Annotated in this window: 12 protein-coding genes; 7 read left to right on the top strand and 5 right to left on the bottom strand. The window is 61.9% G+C overall.

All coding sequences use genetic code 11. The features are described from left to right. The 5 genes from E6C55_RS27775 to uxaC form a co-directional block, all read right to left on the bottom strand. Positions 1-909, bottom strand: coding sequence for an ABC transporter permease (locus E6C55_RS27775; RefSeq protein WP_136373092.1), 909 nt, complete (start codon positions 907-909; stop codon positions 1-3). Continuing rightward, positions 906-2,663: a glycoside hydrolase family 2 protein gene (locus E6C55_RS27770; RefSeq protein WP_230986891.1), complete on the bottom strand. Its 1,758-nt coding sequence runs from the start codon at positions 2,661-2,663 to the stop codon at positions 906-908. Before E6C55_RS27770 ends, E6C55_RS27775 begins: the two co-directional genes overlap by 4 nt. Positions 2,664-2,819: 156 nt before the next feature. Next, the gene (locus E6C55_RS27765; protein WP_136373090.1) at positions 2,820-6,698 is read right to left on the bottom strand and encodes a discoidin domain-containing protein; all 3,879 of its coding nucleotides are present in this window, start codon (positions 6,696-6,698) and stop codon (positions 2,820-2,822) included. An 838-nt stretch (positions 6,699-7,536) separates the two neighbouring features. Beyond that, positions 7,537-9,627, bottom strand: coding sequence for a heavy metal translocating P-type ATPase (locus tag E6C55_RS27760; RefSeq protein ID WP_330999668.1), 2,091 nt, complete (start codon positions 9,625-9,627; stop codon positions 7,537-7,539). A 672-nt stretch (positions 9,628-10,299) separates the two neighbouring features. Next, the gene (uxaC, locus tag E6C55_RS27755) at positions 10,300-11,709 is read right to left on the bottom strand and encodes a glucuronate isomerase (protein WP_136373089.1); all 1,410 of its coding nucleotides are present in this window, start codon (positions 11,707-11,709) and stop codon (positions 10,300-10,302) included. A gap of 96 nt (positions 11,710-11,805) precedes the next feature. On the opposite strand from uxaC, the gene E6C55_RS27750 reads away from it, so the two are divergent. From E6C55_RS27750 to E6C55_RS27720, 7 genes are all read left to right on the top strand, one after another. Further along, a complete protein-coding gene (locus E6C55_RS27750; protein WP_136373088.1) occupies positions 11,806-12,483 on the top strand; it encodes a GntR family transcriptional regulator in 678 nt (225 codons plus the stop codon). A gap of 16 nt (positions 12,484-12,499) precedes the next feature. After that, the gene (uxuA, locus tag E6C55_RS27745) at positions 12,500-13,576 is read left to right on the top strand and encodes a mannonate dehydratase (protein ID WP_136373087.1); all 1,077 of its coding nucleotides are present in this window, start codon (positions 12,500-12,502) and stop codon (positions 13,574-13,576) included. Continuing rightward, entirely contained in the window at positions 13,573-14,427 is an 855-nt protein-coding gene (locus tag E6C55_RS27740; protein ID WP_136373086.1) for an SDR family oxidoreductase, read from the top strand. Before uxuA ends, E6C55_RS27740 begins: the two co-directional genes overlap by 4 nt. A gap of 147 nt (positions 14,428-14,574) precedes the next feature. After that, positions 14,575-16,245, top strand: a complete 1,671-nt coding sequence (locus tag E6C55_RS27735) for an AraC family transcriptional regulator (protein WP_136373085.1) — start codon at positions 14,575-14,577, stop codon at positions 16,243-16,245. A gap of 246 nt (positions 16,246-16,491) precedes the next feature. Beyond that, positions 16,492-17,514 (top strand): ABC transporter substrate-binding protein, encoded by a 1,023-nt coding sequence (locus tag E6C55_RS27730; RefSeq protein WP_136373084.1) that lies wholly within the window; start codon positions 16,492-16,494, stop codon positions 17,512-17,514. A gap of 405 nt (positions 17,515-17,919) precedes the next feature. Next, positions 17,920-18,516 carry a Uma2 family endonuclease gene (locus E6C55_RS27725; RefSeq protein WP_136373083.1) on the top strand — a complete coding sequence of 199 codons (597 nt, stop codon included), beginning with the start codon at positions 17,920-17,922 and terminating at the stop codon, positions 18,514-18,516. 150 nt (positions 18,517-18,666) lie between these two features. Then, a complete protein-coding gene (locus E6C55_RS27720) occupies positions 18,667-21,390 on the top strand; it encodes a DEAD/DEAH box helicase (protein WP_136373082.1) in 2,724 nt (907 codons plus the stop codon). The last annotated feature ends 10 nt before the right edge of the window (positions 21,391-21,400 follow it).

Below are 21,400 nucleotides of genomic sequence, written 5' to 3'. Positions count from 1 at the left end.
TCATAGAATCGACCGCCCGTTGATCCGTTTGCTGACCCCGTTCGCGATCAGGAGCAGCACGATGCTCACCACGGACTTCATCACCCCGACCGCCGTCGCGTACGAGAAGCTGAGCCCCTGCAGGCCGATCTTGTACGTGTACGTGTCCAGGTTCTCGAGCCGGTCCATAACCATCGGGTTCATGAACGTGAACATCTGCTCGAAGCCGCCGCCGGCCAACAGATTGCCGATGCCGAGAATAAACAGAACAACGAACGTCGGCATCATGCCGGGCAGCGAGATGTGCCGCGCTTCCCGGAACCGGCCCGCACCGTCGACGCGGGCGGCCTCGTACAGCTCCTGATCGATTCCGCTCAGCGCCGCCAGATAGATGATCGCGCCCCAGCCGAGCCCCTTCCACATGCCGACCAGCGTCTGGAAGTACCAGGCGATGCCGGAGTTGGCCAGCACGTCGGTCGGGGTGTCGATCAGCCCCAGATGGAGCAGCAGCCGGTTAAACGCGCCTTCGTCGACCGAGAAGAAGGAGAAGAAGATCGAATATACGATGATCCAGGAGATGAAGTTCGGGAACGACGACACCGTCTGGACGAACTTGCGGAACCGCAGCCGCCGCACCTCGTTCAGCAGCAGCGCCAGCACCATCGGAGCCGGCGACGTAATCAGGCCGAGGAGGCTCAGCACCAGCGTATTGCGCAGGGCGTGAAGGAATTGATCGTCCGACAGAATTCTCTCGAACTGCTTCAGCCCCACGAATTCCTGTCCCACAATCGACGTTCCGGGAAAATAATTCTGGAAAGCCATCAGCCAGCCGAACAGAGGAACGTAGTTGAACAGAACGACGAGAGCGAAGAACGGCAACGTCATCAGCATGAGCGGCAGCTTGACGCTGCGGAAGCTGGAGCCTCTCATGGCCGGCCGTCCACGATTCGTCTGATTGTCTCCAGCGGCACCTTCGGCTTCCGATCGTACGTGAGCAGCCCGTTGATCTCCTGCTCGACGTCCGTGAGCTGCGTATAGCAGAAGCCTTGCACGACCGGAGAAGCGAGCAGCGGACGAATGACGGCTTCGAGCCGTTCAAGGAAGTCCTCGTCGTTGTCGGCGCCGGAGTAGCCCCAGCCCTCCCAGTCGCTCTTCTTGAACGAGATGCCGCCGAATTCCGAGACGATCATCGGTTCTCCCTCGTATTCGGTGCCTCCGACATGGAGCTGGCGGTCGGCCGGCCTTGCGGCGATCGCCGTTCCCGTATCCGCGTAGCGCTCCGTCAGCTTCTCTTCGCGCCATTCGTAATCGTGGATCGTGAGCAGATCGCTCTTCATGTGCTCCCAGCCGTCGTTCGAGACGACGAACCGGTGCGGGTCGAGCGACTTCGTCAGATGGTACATCGCCAGCGCGTGCTGCTGCTCCCTCGCGTCGTGCATAATGTTCGGCACGCCCCAGCTCTCGTTCAGCGGCACCCAGGCGACGATGCACGGATGGTTGCAGTCGCGCTCGATCGCCGCCTGCCACTCCGCCGCGAAGCGCCGAATGTAGTCCTCGTGCATCTCGTAGGCGTTCGCCGTCTCGCCCCAGACGAGCAGACCGAGCTTGTCGCACCAATACAGATAACGCGGGTCCTCGATCTTCTGGTGCTTGCGCGCCCCGTTGAAGCCCATCTCCTTGGTCAGTTCAACGTCTCTGCGAAGATCGTCGTCGGTCGGAGCGGTGAGCAATCCGTTGGGAAAATACCCCTGGTCCAGCACGAGCTTCATGTAGTACGGGTGGTTGTTGAGGCAGACGCGGCCCTTCTCGATGGAGATTTTCCTCATGCCGAAGTAGCTGTCGACCCGGTCGACCTCCCGGCCGTCCACGGTCAGCACGAGCTCCAGGTCGTACAGATGCGGATGCTCCGGCGACCACCAGCGATTCCATCGGCTGTCGTGGTAGTTGTAGTCGTTCAAGGCGATCACGTGGTTGGTCACGCTCTTGCCGATCGAGAACGAGGATGCCGCCTCGACCGCGCCGTTAAACGTCGCCGTCGCTCTCAGCTCCACCTTGCCCGAAGCCGATTCGAGGCCGCTGACGAAGGCGCGAAGCCCGCATGTGTTCGCATCGATGTCGGGCGTCAGCTTGACGCGTTCGAGGCGGATGCCGCCGACCGGCTCCAGCCATACCGTCTGCCAGATGCCCGTCGTCCGCGTGTAGAAGATCGTCTCCGACTGATCCTTCCAATACTGCTTGCCGCGAGGCACGGCCAGATCCCGGGCATAGTCCTCCGCGCGGACGACCAGCTCGTTGGCGCCTTCTTGCAGCGCGTCCGTGATGTCAAAGGAGAAGCCGATATGGCCGCCTTCGTGCTCCCCGACCTTGTTGCCGTTCACCCAGACGGAAGCCGAGTAATCGACCGCTCCGAAGTGAAGCAGCACCCGCTTGCTCCGGCAGCTCTCCGGCAGCTCGAAGCTTCGCTTGTACCAGACGACGTCGTGCGCCGACGGATCGCCGATGCCGCTCAGCCTGCTCTCGAAGCAATACGGCACCTCGATTGTCTTCGAGAACTTGCGGCCGCCGAGCTGCCACCGTTCGCGCAAGCCCGCCCTTCCGTCGTCGAATTCGAACTCCCATTGTCCGTTCAGGTTCATCCACTCGGCCCGTTTGAACTGCGGGCGCGGATATTCGTCTCTTGCCATAGGCGGTCCCTCCATGCGCTAACCTGCCGGCCTTGCGAGCCGGTCTGTCTGTATCCTTATGGTAGCCAAGAAGGACCGCCGGAGCAGTTCATAAATTGCGACATCCGATTCTAAAAATTAATAGAGAAGAGGCCGCCGCACGTTGCCGATCCCCCGTCAGAAGGAATCGTTAAGCGACTGGCGCGTCAGAAGCGGCAACTGCTCGATCTCGTCGATCGACATGCTGCCGAACCGGTCTTCCAGCAGAGCGAGCGGCTCCAATTGCGCGACCGTGCACCAGGTCAGCCAGACGCCGACGCCGTAATACTTGAATTCGGTCACGTCGCCGCCTTCCTCGACAAGTCCCGGATACGCGTAGCCGATCGTCCCGTCCCAATCGGTCGTCCGGTTGGCGTTGTTCTGCAGAATGCGGGCCATGCTCAGGTAGTGGGAGTCCCCCAGGAACAGGTAAAGCCGGTAATAAGCCGCTCCCATATAGGCCATGTACATGTCGGTATACGAGTGTCCCGTCGCGACAAGGCTCTGCCCGATCAGGCCGCTGTCCGGGAACGGAGAGTAATCGCTTGTCGTCACATAGCCGTCGGTCGCCTTGGCCGGGGCGTTGCGGTCATTGTCGTAGGAAGAAGCGGTCGTCGGCTTGTTTAGCGCGACATTGACGTTGTCGGACGCCCGGAACACCTTCAGCTCCCACAGGCTGACCCAGTCCCCCGGCGCTTCCGTCCCCGTTACCGTCAGGCGAACGTAACGGGCGTTCGCGCTGCCCGTATCCGCGTAATTCGGATTGCCGTCCGCCGTATTCCCCGTCTTGTCCGCGAACGTCGTCCAACTGCTGCCGTCGGTCGACACTTCGATTTTGTATTGGTAATACTTGTTCGCGAACTCGAAGTACGACTCGACCCGGTTGATCGCCGTCGTCTCGCCGAGATCGACCTGCAGCCATTGCGGCTTCGCGTCGCCCGCCGCCGCCCAGCGCGTTCCGCCCGGCGTCACCGTATAGTTCCACGCATACGTCCAAGTCTCCGTATACGTCGCCGCCCCTTGCGCCGCCTCCAGCCACTTGGCCGTCTTCGTCGCGTCGTACAGCGCGAGGAAGGCATTGATCGCAAGCGCGCCGGCTTCCTTGTCGATCGTGTTGTTGTTGTCCGACGTGCCGCCGACATACTGCGTCGTCCGGTACACGTTCGCGTAGGCGTAATCCCCCGCCGCGACAGCCGCGTCCAGATAGTCCGCGTCGTTCGTCGCCTTGTACAGCTTGAGCAGGAAGCGGATCGGGTTCGTCGTGTTGAACTTGCCCGTGTGGACCGGACTGCCCGCCTGATTGTAGATGCGGTAATAGGAGCCGTCCGCATTCTGGTTGTCCACGAGCCAGTCGCCGAATGTCGCGGCGTAATTCAGCCAAGCCGTCTTCGTCTGGCCGTTCTCCTTCATGACCCGGTACGCGTCGACGACGCCTTCCATGCCGTCGCTGACCGTGCGCAGGTCCACGTCGTAGGCGCGGAACGAGCCGCCGGACTCGTATGGCTCGTACCAGATGCGCGGCAGGCCGGACGACGTCATCGAGTTGGTCGCCCAGAAGTCGACCATCGCGGTTCCCTTGCCCAGAATGCCGCTGTCGCCGTTGTCGAGGCCGTAACGGATCAGTTGGTAGGCCGCAGGGATCTGCTGGCCCACGAAGCCCATCGACATGCCGTTGCCCGTAATCGTGCCGTCCGGAATGGACGCCTTGAACGGCAGCCCGGTGACGCCGTTATAATTCTGCGCGTACGTATCGAGCAGGTCGATCGCGTTGCCGTACACGTCGGACACGTCGACCGTCTGCACCTGCGGATTATACTGGTCGTAATAATACCGCCACGTCGTCTCCATCGCCGCGTTGTAGTCGGTGCCGGAGGAGAACTTGAGCACAAGCTCGTACTCTTGCGAGAAGTTCGCCTCCACCGGATGGCTGCGGCGCGTCCAGCCGCCGCTTAAGTAGCTCTTCTCGCCTTCCATGCCCGGGTAGACGAAGTCCAGGGACGGCTGCGCCTCCTTGCGAATGCCGAGGCTCCCGAACTGGATCGAGCCGTCGACCAGCCAGGCCGAGCTGCGCTCGTCGACGCCGGAGGAGGCGTTCGCATCGATGTGGCCAAGCGCCGCGATGTCGCCGCTTGCCTTGTTCTGCATCATCAGGAACGGCAGCGTCAGCCGCATCTCCCGGATGTAGAAGTAGTCGGCGGAGAAGCCCTTGCCGAGCGAGCCGGCGACGGCATTCTCGTTCTGCTTGTACCAGACGCCCGGCGCCAGCATGTCGTACTCGGTCATGCTCTCCGGGCTGGCGGGAGCGAGGCTGAACCTCGTGTTGAAGCCGGCGTCCCGGCTGTCCGCGCGGACAACCGTCGCCGTCCGGGATACCTTGAAGGCGCCCGTCGCGTCATTGGCCGAATACACGTCTTGGAAGGAGATCCGGCTGCCGTTGTCCGTCGTGACCGTTCCGCTCATCGTCAGCGCGCTTCCCGACCATGACGCGCTTGTGTAGGCGGCCTCGAAGGAGCGCATGTTGCCGTAAGCGTCCTTGATCAGCACCGACTCGGGCCGCTCCTGGCCGTATACCCGCTCGCCGCTCGCCCGGTAGATGCCGATGCCGTAGCGGTTCGGCCCGACGGTGTCCGCCTTCAGCCGATAGTCGCCGGAAGAGAGCTGGCTGGTCGAAGCCGCCAGGCTCTCCGGCCCGAACGCCTTGAACTCGTACAGGCTCGCCCACATGCCGGACGAAGCGGCCCCCGTCACCGTAATCCGAATATAACGGCCCGTCTGGCTGCCCGTATCGGTGTAGGCAGGGTTCGCGACGACGGCATTCGCCGTCCGGTCGGCGAACAGGTTCCACTGCGAACCGTCCGGCGACACTTCGATCTTGTATTGGTAGTAGGTATCGGCGAACTCGAACGTCGCCTCCGTCCGCGCGATCGTCATCGACTGGCCGAGGTCGACCTGCAGCCATTGCGGCTTCGAGCTGCCGTCCGCCGCCCAGCGCGTGCCCTTGGAGTCGCCGTCCACCGCAAGCGACGGACCATGGGCCGCATCCTGCGAGCTGCTGGCCGTCGCCGTCTTGCCCTGCGCGAGATTAAGCGTGCCCAGCACCTTGAACTCCTTGATGCTTGCCCACACGCTCGAATGCTGCTGCCCCGTCACCGTGATGCGCACATAGCGGGCGCTCGCGCCGCCCCGATCCTCGTAGAGAGGATCGCCAAGCGCGGTATTCCCCGTCTTGTCCGCGAACGTCGTCCACGCAGACTGGTCCTGGGACACCTCGACCTTGTACTGATAGTACGAGTCGGCGAACTCGAAGAATGTCTGCGTCGCCGCGATCCAGTAGCTCTGTCCCAGGTCGACCTGCAGCCACTGCGGCTTCGAGCTGCCGTCCGCCGCCCAACGCGTCGTCGCCGAATCGCCGTCCACCGCAAGCGCCGCCGCGTGTGCGCTGTCCTGCGTCGATGACGCCGTCGCCGTCTTGCCAAGCGCGACGTTCCGCACATCCTCCAGCTCCTTCGGCTCGATGCGGAACTCCTTGATGCTCGCCCACATGCCGGAAGTCTGCGTCCCGGTCACCGTAATGCGAACGTAACGGGCCTCCGCCGCGCCCGTATCCCGGTAGGCTCCGTCCGCCAGCGCCGTATTGCCGGTGCGGTCGGCGAACATCGCCCAGGACGAGCCGTCTGCGGACGTCTCGACCTTGTACTGGTAGTACGAGTCCGTGAACTCGAACGACGTCCTCACCTCCGAGATGCTCTGCGAGCGGCCCAGGTCGACCTGCAGCCATTGCGGCTTCGAACTGCCGTCCGCCGCCCAGCGGGTGCCCGAGTCGCCGTCGATCGCCTTGGCCGCCCCGTGCGCGGCATCTTGCACCGACGACGCCGTCGCGGTCCCGGTGAGCGCCACGTTCACGTCCTCGCTCGCCCCCGCGCTTCCCGATGTTGGCCACACCCCCAACAGAGCCGAGAAAGTAAGCGTATACAGACAAACCCGTGCGATCACGCTCATCAACCGATTTTTGCCCATTGTGATCCTCCATTCGCGATAAATTCCACCCCATTGTAGGTCCCCCCGCAGCCCCGCACTATTCAAAAAGTAACGAAATCGTATCTAAAAAAATAAAGAGTTGAGCAATCGGCGGGATTGTTGGGGGTGCTGGCGGGCGATCCACGAGGTTGGGGGGCGGAATGCGGGGAGACGGTGCGTTGAAAGACAGAACGTGGGAAGACAGTGCGTCGAAAGACGGAATGTGTGGAGACAGTGCGCTGAAAGACGGATGAATGGCGTGAAACGGGCTGGGTGCCGGATTGGAGGATGGAGCGACTCGAGCTGGAGCTTGGTGACGGCGCTGGATGCCGGGTGCTGAGGTGAGCGATTGGAGTAACTGGGGATGGCGCTGCAGGCTGGGTTGGGAGAATGGAGTAACTGAGATGGGTTAGTTTGTTTGGGAGTAGGCGAGAACTGGGGCGTTCGGGGCGGCGCGGTCGTGCGTTGGCATCCCTGCGTGCTCGCTGAGGCTCGATGGTGCGCCATCCAGCGAGATGAATGTGATTTTTCACATTCATTATTGAATTTCGGGGCCATGAACATGAAATTTCACATAAAACCCGCGTAATCGCGGTATCCGAGAGAATTATATGTGAAAAACCGCATTCGTTCCGCACACTCCCCCTCCGCGCCCCCTTCTCTGCCCCTCGCATCCCCCAACACCAACAAAAAAGGGTGCCTTATCCCTTCGATTCAGGGGGCCCCCTTCGCACGCAGCCCTGAATCGAAGGGATAAGAGACTATTTTGCGCAACTAGCACCCAGCCCGTGCGCCAGCCCCTCCGAGCAGTCCCCCCCTCCCGCCAACCCCCGCGAGCTTACGCCCTGATTCCTCCCCGAGCCTCCTCCTCCGCTCCGGCTGCCCGAAGAGGTGTCCGCGAGCGGAAAGGCGCGCCTCCGAGCAGCCGCAGCCCGTTCAGAATCACGAGGATGGTGCTGCCCTCGTGCCCGACGACGCCGAGCGGAAGCGCCAGCCCTGCGGCGAAGTTGCCGGCGATGAGCAGCGAGATGACGCCGAGCGCGAAGGCGATGTTCGCCTTCACGATTCGCCTCGTGCGCCGGCCCAGCTCGACGGCGTCGGCGATGCGCCCGATATCGTCGTTCATCAGAACAATGTCGGCCGTCTCCAGCGCGGCATCGCTGCCGGCGCCTCCCATCGCGATGCCGACGGAAGCGACGGCGAGAGCCGGGGCGTCGTTGACGCCGTCGCCGACCATCGCGACGGAACGGAAGCCCGCGCCGAGCTCCTTCACCTTGGCGACCTTGTCCTCCGGCAGAAGCTCGGCGAACACTCGCGCGATGCCAAGCTCCCCGGCGATCGCCGCTGCCGCCCGGCGGCTGTCGCCCGTCAGCATCGCCACTTCGATGCCCATGCCGCGAAGCCGCGCGACAACGCTCTTCGCCTCCGGCCGAACAACGTCGCGCAGGGCGATAATGGCGACGACGACATTCTCCCGGTAAAGCACGGTCACTGTTTTGCCTTGCGCTTCAAGCTCGGCGGCGACCCGCGTCCACTCCGCCGAACGCTCCTCCTCGGCCGGCACGCCGAGCTCCGCCTTGCCCAGCCTCCATGTCTCGCCTTCCCATTCCGCCTGGATGCCCCAGCCGATCAAGGCCTGGAAGCCGGACGGACGGCGAAGCGCCAGCCCTCTGCTCTCCGCCTCCCGGACGATCGCGCGGGCAAGCGGATGCTCCGACAGGCTCTCCAGCGACGCCGCAATGCGAAGCGCCTCGGACTCGCCCACTCCGCCGAACGCCGCAACATCGGTGACGTCCGGCCGGCCGAGCGTCAGCGTCCCCGTCTTGTCGAAGGCGATCGCCCGGATGCCCGCAATCGCATCGACGTGGGCGCCGCCCTTGAAGAGCAGCCCGTGCCGCGCGCCCGAAGAGATCGCCGCCAGCACGGCCGGCATCGTCGCTGCGACAAGAGCGCACGGCGAGGCGACGACAAGGAACACCATCGCCTTGTAGAACGTCGACTCCCACGAAGCGCCGAGCAGCAGCGGCGGCGCCAGAATCAGCAGCGCTGTCGCCAGCAGCACGAGACGAACGTAAATCCGCTCAAGCTTGTCAATGAACCGTTGGGTTGCCGGCTTCTCGCTCTGTGCTTCCTGCACGAGCCGGATCATTTTCGTCAGCAGGGTGGAATCGCTTCGCTTCGTCACCTCGATGAACAGCGCGCCTTGCCCGTTCAGCGTCCCGGCGAATGTCTCGTCGCCCTGTCCCTTGTCGACCGGCAGCGACTCTCCGGTAATCGACGCCTGGTTGACGGAAGAGGTGCCTTCGCGCACAAGTCCGTCCGCCGGAATCCGTTCGCCCGGACGAACGAGAATCACATCCCCCACGTTCAGGCTCTCGATCGGGACCACGCTCTCGCCCTCCTCGGAACAGCGCACCGCCGTCTCGGGCTTCAGCCCCATCAAGGAGGAGATGTCCCGGCTGCTCCGGTCCATCGTGTACGTCTCGAGCGCCCCGCTCAGCGAGAAAATAAAAATAAGAACGGCGCCCTCCGTCCAGTAGCCGATTCCGGCGGCTCCGATGGCGGCGACGATCATGAGCAGGTTGACATCAAGTTCCTTCTCCCGGACAAGAGTCAGCCATCCTTCCTTCGCTTTGGCGAAGCCGCCGACGAGGAACGCCAGCACATAGACGGCGATCGAGGCCGACTCCGCGGCGGACGACAAGCTCCATGCGACGGCGATCAGCAGACCGCTCGCAAGCGCGGCCAGCCCTTCCCCGTATCTCTTCAGATCCTCTCCGAGCTGCATCCGCGCCCGCTTGCGCCCGAGGCTCCCGCTTGCGTTCGGCAATTGCTCCTCCTGCCATCCGGCTTGCTTATCTTGATATTCGGCTTGCCCCTGCGCCGGCTCCATCGTCCGGTTGATCGTCGGCTTCATTGTGGTGTTCATGTGTGAACAACTCCTTCTGGTGAGAATGAATCCCATTATTACGGCCCTTAAAACGGCACATGCAGCCTCCGGTTAAGGAGACTGCACGGTAAGCGAGAGGGTTCTCGCGCGCTTTTGTATGGAACCTGCTTGTGCTGCTTTTTTGTCTACTTTAGAATAATTATAATTTAAGAAAAAGTAAAGAGTAAATCAAACAATTGGGCGAAGCGGGTGTGCGAGCGTGCGGAACTGCGAATTCATCGCGAAGAGGCGTCCCCTCTATCTCGAGGATAACGCCTCCGGCTTCAAAATTCTGTAATTTGGATCATAGCTGCCTGGCGGGCTGGTTGGTTGGTTGGTTGGTTGGTTGGCGAATTGGCGGATAGCATGAACTGAACATGCCGAAGAGCGCTTCTGTCATCGCAAGAATGACGGGGGCGCTCTTGGTCTTTGGCGATCTCTATCTCGATCTCGTATCGGTTTAACAAACGAATGTGAAAAACCGCATTCATTTACGGCAATCGGGGCGCTTTGGGCCGATGAATGCTAAATTTAACATATATCACGGACAAACGCCCCCTCAGCCTCCAGATAAATGTGAAAAACCGCATAAAAACGTCATTTTCCGCTATAAACGCGCCGATGAATGTGAAAATTCGTATAAAACCGGGCGCAAACGGGCGGCGGCGTTCATCACTCTAGCAACCCGAAGTACCCCTCCGCGTTCCGGTAGCAGATGTCGCGAATCATCTCGCCGATATAGTCGTAATCCATCGGCAGCTCGCCCTCCTCCATCCACGTCCCGAACAGGCCGCACAGCACCCGGCGGAAGTACTCGTGGCGCGGGAACGACATGAAGCTGCGCGAATCGGTCAGCATGCCGACGAACGCGCTGATCAGCCCGATGCTCGACAGCGCCTTGAGCTGCTGGATCATCCCTTCCTTCTGGTCGTGGAACCACCACGCGGAGCCGAGCTGCAGCTTGCCGCGGACGCCGCCGCCCTGGAAGTTGCCGATTGTCGTCGCGATGAGCTCGTGATGGTACGGATACAGCGAGTAGACGATCGTCTTCGGCAGCCGGTCCTCCCTGTCGAGCGCGTTCAGCACCCCGTTCAGCGATCTCGCCAGCGAGTAGTCGAGAATCGAATCGTAGCCGCTGTCCTTGCCGAGCAGCGCGGACATGCGGTCGTTGTTGTTGCGGATGGCGCCGATGTGCAACTGCATCGTCCAGCCCTTGGCATGGTACCGCTCGCCGAGCCGCAGCAGCAGCCAGGTCTGGTAAGCCGCGGCATCGGCTTCCGACACCGCCCTTCCCCCGAGCGCGTCCTTCAGGATGCGGGCGATCCCGGATTCCGGGGCCGGAGCGTAGGGCAGCTCGCCGAAGCCGTGATCGGAGAGGCGGCAGCCCGACTCGTGGAAAAACGCAATTCGAGAGTCGATCGCCGCCAGTAGCCCCGGCAGGCCCTCGATCGCCGTGTTCGACGTCTTCCCCAGCTCGGCGATGTAGGCCGGGAAGTCCGGCCTCCGGATGTCGAGAATCCGATCCGGTCGGAACGTCGGCGCGACCTTCGCCCGAATCGCCGGGTTATCCCGGATGGCGGCGTGGTCCGCGAGCGAATCGATCGGATCGTCCGTCGTGCAGACGGCGCGCACCTTGAAGCGGTCCAGAATGCCCGCGCCGGTGAAGGCAGGCTCCGAGAGCCGCTCGTTCGCCCGGTTCCAGACGGCCTCCGCATTGTCTTCCGTCAGCCGCTCCTCGATGCCGAAGTACCTCGACAGCTCCAGATGCGTCCAGTGATACAGCGGATTGCCCGCCATCGCCGGAGCCGCCTTCGCCCAGACGAGGAACTTGTCCTTGTCCGAGGCGTCGCCGGTAATGAACCGCTCGTCCACGCCGAGCCAGCGCAGCGCCCTCCACTTGTAATGGTCCCCGTTCAGCCAGAGCTCCGTCAGGTTGCGGAACGGCTGCCCCGACGCGATTCTCCTCTGGTCGAGATGGCTGTGATAGTCGAGAATCGGCATCTCCGCCGCGTAATCGTGGTACAGGCGCCTGGCGCTTTTGCTCGTCAAGAGCAATTGTTCCGTTGGAAAAACAGCTGTCATATCCGTACATTCCCCCCATGCGAGTTCGTCTCCGATTTACAGTTCCATACTACCATACAAGTGTGGTAGTATGGAATGGAAAGGAGTCGATTCGCCATGCCATTCCTCGGACAGACGCCGATCCCGTCCGCCAGAGACGTCGTCTACTCGAAGCTGAAGAGCCAGATTCTAAGCCTTGAGCTCCCTCCCGGAGCCGCCTTGTCCGAGAAGGAGTCCTCTCTCGCCTTTAACGTAAGCCGGACGCCGGTTCGCGAGAGCTTCCTCCGGCTCGCCCAGGAAGGGCTTGTCCAGGTGCTGCCGCAGCGCGGCACGTTCGTCTCCCTGATCGACCCCGAGCTGGTCGAGGAGGCGCGCTTCATGCGCGAGCAGCTTGAGAAGGCGGTTATTCGCCTTGCCTGCGACAGCTTCCCGGCGGACAAGCTTGCGGAACTGCGCGCCAACCTGAAGGAGCAGCGCGAGAGCATGGAGCGCAAGGACGATCTTCGGCTGTTCGAGCTCGACGAGAGCTACCATCGGACGCTGTTCGAAGGCTGCGGCAAGCTCAATACGTGGGCGGTCATCCAGCAGATGAACGCGCACCTGAACCGCACCCGGCTGCTTCGGCTCTTCTCGGACCACCAGTGGAACCACCTGTACGACCAGCATGAGAGGATGGCGGACGCCATCGAGGCGCACGACGCGGCCTTGGCCGAGAGCACGATGCAGGAGCACCTGCTGCTCAGCGTCAAGGATCAAGTCGTCCTGCGCGAGAAGTACCCGCATTACTTCATCTAAGGAGGAATCGCAAGCTATGAGAATGGGCTTCCGTTGGTTCGGCGAAGGCAACGACACCGTCTCCCTCGCCCAGATCCGGCAGATTCCGGGCGTGGAGACGATCGTCTGGTCGCTTCACGACGTTCCCGCCGGCGAAGAATGGCCGATGGACAAGATCGTCGCGCTGCGCGACGAGGTCGCCGCCGGCTTCAACATCGATGTCGTCGAGAGCGTCAACGTCCATGAGGACATCAAGCTCGGTCTGCCGAGCCGGGACCGCTATATCGAGAATTACAAACGAACAATCGAGAAGCTTGGAGAAATCGGCGTCAAGGTCATCTGCTACAACTTCATGCCGATCTTCGACTGGCTCCGTACGGACCTGCACAAGGAACTGGAAGACGGCTCCACCGCGCTATTCTACGAGAAGGCTCGCATTGACAATATCGACCCGTTCGACCTGGTCGCCAAGATCAACGAGAATTCCGCGCTGACGATGCCGGGCTGGGAGCCGGAGCGGCTTGCGCATCTGACCTCGCTGTTCGAAGCCTACAAGGGCGTCACGGAGGAGAAGCTGTGGGACAACCTGAAGCACTTCCTGGACGAGATCGTTCCCGTTGCCGCGAGGAGCGGCATCCGGATGGCGATTCACCCGGACGATCCGCCGTGGTCCATCTTCGGGCTGCCGCGCATCATGACGGGCCAGGCGAACTTCCGCCGCTTCCTGAAGCTGCACGACCACCCAAGCAACGGCATCACGCTGTGCAGCGGCTCGCTCGGCGCGAATCCGGACAACGACCTCATCGCCATGATCCACGAGTTCAAGGACCGGATTCCGTTCGCCCACATCCGCAACGTGCGACGCTACGACAACGGGGACTTCATCGAATCGTCGCACCGCACGCAGGACGGCAGCGTCGACATCGCGGGCATCGTGCAGGCGTATCACGACATCGGCTTCACCGGCTATGCTCGTCCCGACCACGGCCGCCATCTGTGGGGCGAAGTGTGCCGGCCCGGCTACGGGCTGTACGACCGGGCGCTCGGCATCATGTATCTGTGGGGCGTATGGGACGCGGCAGCGCGCAGCGCCAATAAGGAGGGGTCTCGATGAGCGGACTTCCGCTGCACACCTCCCTAAGCGGCAAGGTTGCCGTCATTACCGGAGGCTCGGGCGTGCTGTGCCGGGCGATGGCGATCGAGCTGGCCCGCCAGGGCGCCAAGGTTGCCATTCTTAATCGCACGGTGGAAAAGGGACAGGCCGTCGTAAGCGACATTGAGCGCAGCGGAGGAACGGCGATTGCCGTCGCTTGCGACGTGACGAACGCGGACAGCGTGCGCGAGGCGGAGCGCGCCGTCACCGAGCGGCTCGGCCCGTGCGACATTCTGCTGAACGGAGCCGGCGGCAATCATCCGAGCGCGAATACGACGAACGAGACGTTCAGCCTGGACGATCTCGGCCGCGAAGGCGTCACGACGCTGTTCGACCTGAGCATCCCCGGCTTCCGCAACGTGCTGGACCTGAACTTCATGGGGACGATGATCCCGACGCAGATTTTCACCCGTTCCATGACCGAACGCGGCGGAGGCGTCGTGCTGAACGTCTCGTCCATGAGCTCGTTCAGCCCGATGACGAAGGTCGCCGCCTATGGCGCGGCCAAGGCCGCGGTCAACAACTTCACGCAGTTCCTCGCCGTCCACCTGGCCGAGTCGAACATTCGCGTGAACGCGATCGCGCCCGGCTTCTTCGAGACGGAGCAGAACAAGACGCTGCTCCGCCACGCGGACGGCAGCCTGACCGCCCGCTCGAACAAAATTCTTGCGCATACCCCGATGCGCCGGTTCGGCGTGCCGGAGGACCTGCTCGGAACGGTGCTGTGGCTGCTCGACAACGACACGTCCAGCTTCGTCACCGGAGCGGTCATCCCCGTCGACGGCGGCTTCATGGCTTACTCCGGCGTGTAAGGAGTCTCGGGCGAGCGAGAGTAAGAACAATGGGCAAGGGAGCTTCATCCGTCCGATTCGGCGGAAGGAGCTCCCTCTTTCTATGTGGAGACGTTGCGCTTATAATTGATAATAATTATCACCCGCCTCGAACAAGGAGCCTTGCCGATGAATGAGCGTCCAATTGATGCACAGCCCGCTTCCCTTCCCCTGTTCCGCTTCGATTGTCTCGATCGTCTCGAGGGCGAGCGCCTGCCCGCTTCCGCCGCACCGGGCTCTCCGTCGGTTCCGGCCGCTATCGCCGCGTCGAAGCGAGCGTTCGCCGAGCTCCATACGCTGCTTCTCGTCGACGAAGGGCAAGGCAATCTCGTCGTGGACGGACGCGTCTACTCCCTGGAACGAGGCAAGAGCTTGCTGCTCGCTCCGGGAATGCTGATTGAGAGCGAACCGGATGGCCTGGCTTCGCTGCGCGGCTTCCGGCTCGGCTTCGAGGCTCTTCGGGAGGCGACGGATGGCGGGAGCCGACGGGTTTTCCGAGCGGCGGCGTGCCTCGGCATCGACAGGGTCGAGCTGCCGCGGGCCTGGTTCCGCGAGCTGCACCATCTGGCTTCGCGGCTCGCCGCTGCCCGCGCGCTTCCGCCGCAGCAGCGCGACTTCAAGATGCAGCCGCTCTTCTATGCGCTCGTCTATCGGCTTCTGGAGCTGCTGGCGGAGGACCGCAGCCAGGAAGCGGACCGGGCCATCCTCCGCGTCGTCCGGGAGATGGAGCTTCGTTACCAGGAGCCGCTGTCCCGGGACGGGCTGGCCGGAATCGCCGGCATGAGCCCATGGCACTTCTCCCACACCTTCAAGAAGGAGACCGGCGCTTCCCCGCATCGCTTCCTCGCCGGCATTCGCATGAAGCGCGCGCAGGAGCTTCTCCTGACCGGAGCCGAATGGCGCGATGTCGCGCTCCGGGTCGGCTACGCGGAGGAGACAAGCTTCCGCCGCGCGTTCAAGGAGGCGGTCGGCCTCTCGCCCGCCGCATTCGCGAGCCGGAAGAACGAGCGGATCGCCTCCGTGAGCTACCACTATGCGGCTCATCTGCTCGCGCTGGACATCGTCCCTTATGCGGCGCCGATCGACCGCTCCCGCGAGCAGCATCGCCGCGGCTTCCACGACCGCATTCCGGTCCATCTGAAGCGGGGCAAGAGCATGCCCCCCGAGCTCTGGCGCTACAACCTGCAGCACCTCGCCGACTCGCGGCCTCAGATTATTTTGCATGACGAGAACATCCCGGACGAGGTGGAGGAACAACTGCGCAAGATCGCCCCGGCCGTCGCCATCCCGTGGATGGCGGACAACTGGCGCACCCAATTCCGGCGCATCTCCGCCATTCTCGGGAAGGAGCGGGAAGCGGCCGAATGGATCGGGAACTACGAGCTCCGGGCGGCGGACATCGGCTCCCGCATTCGCGAACGCGTCGGAGAAGGGACGGTCGCCTTGCTTCACATCATGCTGGGGGAGCTCGTCATCTACGGGAAGCGCAACGGAGGAGCCGTCCTCTTCGAGGACTTGAAGCTCCGCCCCGCTTACGAATGGGACGGAAGCGACGTCTTCCGGACGATCGCCGAGGATGATCTGACGCGCTGCGATCCCTCGCGAATTCTGCTTGTCGTCGACTCGGACGATGCTTCCGTCGACCGCTGGGAACGGCTTCGCCGGAGCGCGGAGTGGAACGGCCTTCGCGCCGTGCGGGAAGACAAGCTGCACCGGATCGCGGAGACGCCGTGGCTGGAATACTCTCCGCACGCTCATGCGCTGGTGCTGGAGGAAGCGCTCCGGCTGTTCAGAGGCTAATGGAATTCCGGGCACTCCGTTGATGCTGCCAAATCTTGTGATGGGAGCTGCGGGCGCGCCATCGGTGCGCAGGACGGAAGCTCGGACGGACAATCGGTGCCCGTGACGGACTCCCGCCCGCACAATTTGTGCGCGGAATTCCGCACCTTTCGCTCTGGAGCGGGGAGAGGGACGGTGGTAGAATGGCTAACAGTGAGAATTATTATCATCCGTACATTCGCGTGTACACCACAAAGGGGATTCGTCATGCATCGCAAGCTCTTCACATCTCGCCGCTCCGCCGTCCTGTCCGTCTGCGCCCTCTCCTCCGTCCTTCTGCTCGGAGGCTGCGGCTCGAATTCCGACTCGGGTTCCTCGGGCTCCTCCGCGTCGCCGGCCGCCTCTCCTTCCGCTTCGTCTGCAAGCTCTGCGACGGCATCTCCTTCGGCCTCCGTCGAGAGCCGGGAATACACTCACCTGATGGGCACGATCACGCTCGAAGGCAAACCGGAGAGAATTGTCGCTCCCTACCTCGAAGACGCGCTCGTGACGCTCGGCATTACTCCGGCTGCCAAGTGGGCGTACGGGGATCTCGTGCAGGAATACCTTGAGCCGTACATCAAGGACGTTCCGAAGCTGGACTTCACGGACGGCCTGAACAAGGAAGCGCTCGTCGGAACCGATCCCGACCTGATCGTTCTGTACACGCCGGACCTTGCCGCCGAAGGCGCTTATGATCAGTTCAGCCAGATCGCTCCGACGTATGTTTTCCAAGATGCGACCGTCTCCTGGAAGGATACGCTTAACGTGATCGGCGACATGACCGGCACGTCCGACAAGGCCGACGCCGCCATCGCCGAATACGACAGCAAAGTCGCTGACGCGAAGGAGAAGCTGCAGCCGTATGTCGAAGGCAAGACGTTCGCCGTCATCCGCGCGAAGCCGAAGGAGATTCAACTGATGGACGGGACATACTACAGCGGCCCGGTGCTGTACGCCGACCTCGGGCTCACGCCGCACAAGCTCGTGAAGGAATGGAGCTGGGACTACGCGCAGGCGCTGTCGCTCGAGAAGCTCCCCGAGCTCGACGCCGACTACCTGTTTATCCTCGTGCAAGGCGAGCAATCGCGCCCGCTGCTGGAGGAGTTCCAGAGCAGCGCGCTGTGGCAGTCGCTTCCCGCCGTCAAGGCAGGCCATGCCTACGAGATGCCGAGCAATTACTGGATGGCCAGCGGCGCCATCGCCAACTCGCTGAAGATCGACGACGTCGTCCGCACGCTCGTTCCGTAACCGCGCATCGGAGACGATGATGAGACCGGTGAAGCCAGTAAAGCCGCTTTGGGCCTGCGGGACCGGGATTTATGTGAAAAACCACATTCGTGCAGCACGATAGCGGGCAGTTTGGACGATTCTATGTGAAAAACAGCATACACAGAGGAGATTCCGGCTCGAGTTGCCGCATGTATGCGAAAAAACGCATAAAACGCCGAGATTCCCGCCCATCGAAGCCAACGAATGTGAAAAACCACATAAAACCGCGCAAAACGTCGGATCGCAATCCGACTGCGGTTGACAGCAGACAATCCATTCTTCATAATAATGGTAATAAAGTCGGGGAAGCACCTCGCAAAGTCGAACACGAGTTGTGTTTCTTTGCCGGGGTGCTTGTTTTTTTATTAGGAGAGGTGAAGCCGCATGAAGAAGAGAACCTATGACGAGCTTATCCGGGAAACTCCCGTGACGTACGAGATGTACGCCAATATGGTCGACGATGGCAATCGTTACGAGATCTCTGACGGCGTGCTGGAGCTCATGAGTCCATCTCCTACATTTACGCACCAGTCGATTGCCGACGAGTTGTTGCATTTACTCAAACTCAGTTGCCGCAACGATTATGTCATCGTCTCCTCTCCAATTGATGTCATCTTGTCCAACACGGAAGTCCGGCAGCCGGATCTTGTTGTCATTCACCGAAGCCGAATGTCGATCATTAGCAACAGAGGCATTAACGGAGCTCCCGATCTGGTGGTGGAAGTCGCCTCCGAGCATTCGCGCCGAAGGGACAAGGTGAAGAAGCGGGTCGTGTATGCTCAGTACGGCGTGCCGGAATATTGGATTGTCGACCTCTCTAATTTAACGTTGGAGCAATATGTATTGGATGGAACCCGCTACGAACTGACCGAAGTTTATTCCGGGAACGACACGATCCATTCGCAGACAATGCCCTGCGCCTCGTTCAGCATGAACGGGATCGTGCAGAGCCTGCCCGTGCCGCCTGACGCGCTGGAGTGAATGCGATACGCTCTCCGGCGCCAACCTGTCCAACGTCCATGAACAGGTTCAACTATCGGATCGTCCTATGTTATGATAAATCATAAGAACGCCTCTGTTCTCCCCTCGGAATCTATTTCCGTATTTATGATAGAAGCGAGTTGAACCACAGTGCATGAGAATGCCGCCAAAAAGCTGATTGCGATTGTGCAGCCGGATGGACGATTTGAATTGGATTGGCAGCATGTATGGGATGCCGCGGCTCCCGCCGCGCAAGCGCAAGCCTTGCAGGAAGATATCCACGCTCGCTGCGCCAGAGGCGATCGGGATTTATTCTTCTCGCTCGCTTATATCGAACGGCCGGACGAGCTCGCGGAATCGTTGCGTTATCTGATCGAGATTGCCTCATCTTTTGTGCGCCGGCTTGCGCTTAATCCCGACCTGGAGCAACTGCGGGAACGGGCGACGGCCGAGCTGGACGAGGAGACGGCGGACAGGCTGCTGGGTGGCGCCCCTTATCTGCATGGCCAGAGCCTCCTGGATCGGGAATGGCTCGATCGGGCGTGGAGCCGGCTCCACGACTCCTATGCCGCCCGCCTGTCGTCCTGGGAAGGCAGCGTGGAATCGCTGCTGGCGGCCAGCCGCGCTCACGTCCATTTTGCCGGTCGAATCTACTTCCATCTGGTCGAGAACAAGGAGACCGAGGAATATCCCTTCTCCTTCATGGCGACCTATGCGGCCGAGGCCGAGGGCGAGGCATCGGGCAAATCCCGCCACCTGCCGCTGAAGAACGCCCTGATCGAATATAACGACAACGAGATTAAGCTGCTGCAATTGCTGTCCACCGTTCACAAGGCCGCAGCCGGCAGCAGCCTCATTGCCGACCTGCTCGATTCCGGAGACATCTTCCACCCGATCGGCCTGATGTCCGATGAAGCCTATACCTTCCTGACCGAGGTAACGATGTACGAGGAAGCCGGCATCCTCTGCCGCATTCCCAAGTGGTGGGCCAGCAAGTCCAGGAACGTCAAAGTCAGCGTCGCCATCGGCGGCACCGAGCCGGCCCAGCTCGGCGCGGACACCTTGCTGAGCTTCGATGCCGGGTTATGGCTCGGCGGCGAAGCCGTCTCGGAGGAAGAACTGCGGCGGTTGCTGACGGAAGCCGAAGGACTCGTGTTCCTGAAGGGCAAGTGGGTGGAAGTGAACCACAAGCGCCTGCAGGAAGCGCTGGCGGCTTATGAGAAGGCGCGGCAGACGCTTGGCCGGGAGCCGTTGACGATTGCCGAGGCGATGCGCCTGCAATTGGACGCCGCCCAAGCCCTCGACACCGGCTCCGACTCCGCCGTGGAGCTGGAAGTCACGCATGGCGAATGGTTCCGGGAGCTGCAGAACAAGCTGCTTCACCCGGACACGCTTGAACGCGCCGCTTCGCCCGGCGACGACTTCCAGGCCAGTCTGCGCACGTACCAGGAACGCGGCGTGAGCTGGCTGCTGTATATGAAGAAGCTCGGGCTTGGCGCCTGCCTGGCGGACGACATGGGTCTGGGCAAGACGATCCAAATTATCGCCATGCTCAATGCCGTGCGGACGCAGCGGCCGGAACGCCGCGAACGCTCGCTGCTTATCGTTCCGGCTTCGCTGATCGGCAACTGGATGAGGGAGCTCGATCGCTTCGCTCCTTCCTTGAAGTATAACGTGTGGCACCCGTCCGAGAATCGGGATATGCGCGGCGGCGGAGACGACGAGAACGACGCCGGCGGCGCGATGCCGGACCTCGAAGCCTATGATCTGGTGATCACCACCTACGGCATGCTCCTGAAGTATGATTGGCTCAGCCGAATCGAATGGGACACGCTGATCCTGGATGAAGCGCAGGCGATCAAGAACCCGGGTACGAAGCAGACCCGAGCCGTGAAGCAGGTGAGAGCCGCAGCCCGAATCGCCATGACCGGAACCCCCGTCGAGAACCGCTTGTCCGATCTATGGTCGCTGTTTGATTTTCTGAATCGGGGGATGCTCGGCACGGCTAAGGAATTCACGGAATTGTCCAAGCGAATGCGCGAGCAGCCGAAGGGCTACCAGCGGTTGAAGCAGGTCGTCGGGCCGTTTATCCTCCGCAGACTGAAGACGGACAAGGCCATTATCTCGGACCTGCCGGACAAGATCGAGATGAAGACCTATGCGGGCCTGACCCCGAAGCAAGCCGTTCTGTACGGCAAGCTTGTGCAGGACTTGCAGCGGAAGCTGGACACCGCCAAGGAAGGCATCCAGCGCCGCGGGCTGATCCTGTCGTCCTTGCTGAAGTTCAAGCAGATCTGCAACCACCCCGACCAGTACCTGGGGCAGGAAGTGTTCCGCGCCGAGGACAGCGGCAAGTTCGCGCGGCTGAAGGAGATCTGCGAGACGATTCTGGAGAAGCGCGAACGCGTGCTGGTGTTCACCCAATTCAAGGAGATGACCGAACCGCTGCGAGCGTTCCTCGAGCAAATCTTCGGGCACAAGGGCATGGTGCTGCACGGCGGAACGCCGGTCGCACGGCGGCACGAGATTGTCGCTGAATTCCAGAATGACGCTTATTTGCCGTTCCTCGTCCTGTCGATCAAGGCCGGAGGCGTCGGACTCAACTTGACGAAGGCCAATCACGTCATCCACTTCGATCGCTGGTGGAATCCTGCGGTGGAGAACCAGGCGACGGACCGGGCGTTCCGAATCGGCCAGCAGAACCATGTGCTGGTGCATAAATTCGTCACCGAGGGCACCATCGAGGAGAAGATCGACCAGATTATCGAGACCAAGCTCAGGCTGACGCAGGATATCGTGCCGGACTTGCAGGAGAGCTGGATTACGGAGATGGACAACGCGCAACTGATCGAACTGATGAAGCTGTCATCTTAGTGACGGGGGT

Origin of the sequence: Cohnella fermenti (genome assembly GCF_004801405.1) — a bacterium.
In the GTDB taxonomy this organism is placed as follows: domain Bacteria; phylum Bacillota; class Bacilli; order Paenibacillales; family Paenibacillaceae; genus Cohnella; species Cohnella fermenti.
The sequence above is the reverse complement of the archived record's forward strand: the minus strand, read 5'-3'. Positions and strand labels throughout refer to the sequence as shown.

Coding starts and splice junctions, on each gene's coding strand:
- E6C55_RS27775 (WP_136373092.1), bottom strand. CDS start 909: ATGAGAGGCTCCAGCTTCCGCAGCGTCAAGCTGCCGCTCATGCTGATG.
- E6C55_RS27770 (WP_230986891.1), bottom strand. CDS start 2,663: ATGGCAAGAGACGAATATCCGCGCCCGCAGTTCAAACGGGCCGAGTGG.
- E6C55_RS27765 (WP_136373090.1), bottom strand. CDS start 6,698: ATGGGCAAAAATCGGTTGATGAGCGTGATCGCACGGGTTTGTCTGTAT.
- E6C55_RS27760 (WP_330999668.1), bottom strand. CDS start 9,627: ATGAACACCACAATGAAGCCGACGATCAACCGGACGATGGAGCCGGCG.
- uxaC (WP_136373089.1), bottom strand. CDS start 11,709: ATGACAGCTGTTTTTCCAACGGAACAATTGCTCTTGACGAGCAAAAGC.
- E6C55_RS27750 (WP_136373088.1), top strand. CDS start 11,806: ATGCCATTCCTCGGACAGACGCCGATCCCGTCCGCCAGAGACGTCGTC.
- uxuA (WP_136373087.1), top strand. CDS start 12,500: ATGAGAATGGGCTTCCGTTGGTTCGGCGAAGGCAACGACACCGTCTCC.
- E6C55_RS27740 (WP_136373086.1), top strand. CDS start 13,573: ATGAGCGGACTTCCGCTGCACACCTCCCTAAGCGGCAAGGTTGCCGTC.
- E6C55_RS27735 (WP_136373085.1), top strand. CDS start 14,575: ATGAATGAGCGTCCAATTGATGCACAGCCCGCTTCCCTTCCCCTGTTC.
- E6C55_RS27730 (WP_136373084.1), top strand. CDS start 16,492: ATGCATCGCAAGCTCTTCACATCTCGCCGCTCCGCCGTCCTGTCCGTC.
- E6C55_RS27725 (WP_136373083.1), top strand. CDS start 17,920: ATGAAGAAGAGAACCTATGACGAGCTTATCCGGGAAACTCCCGTGACG.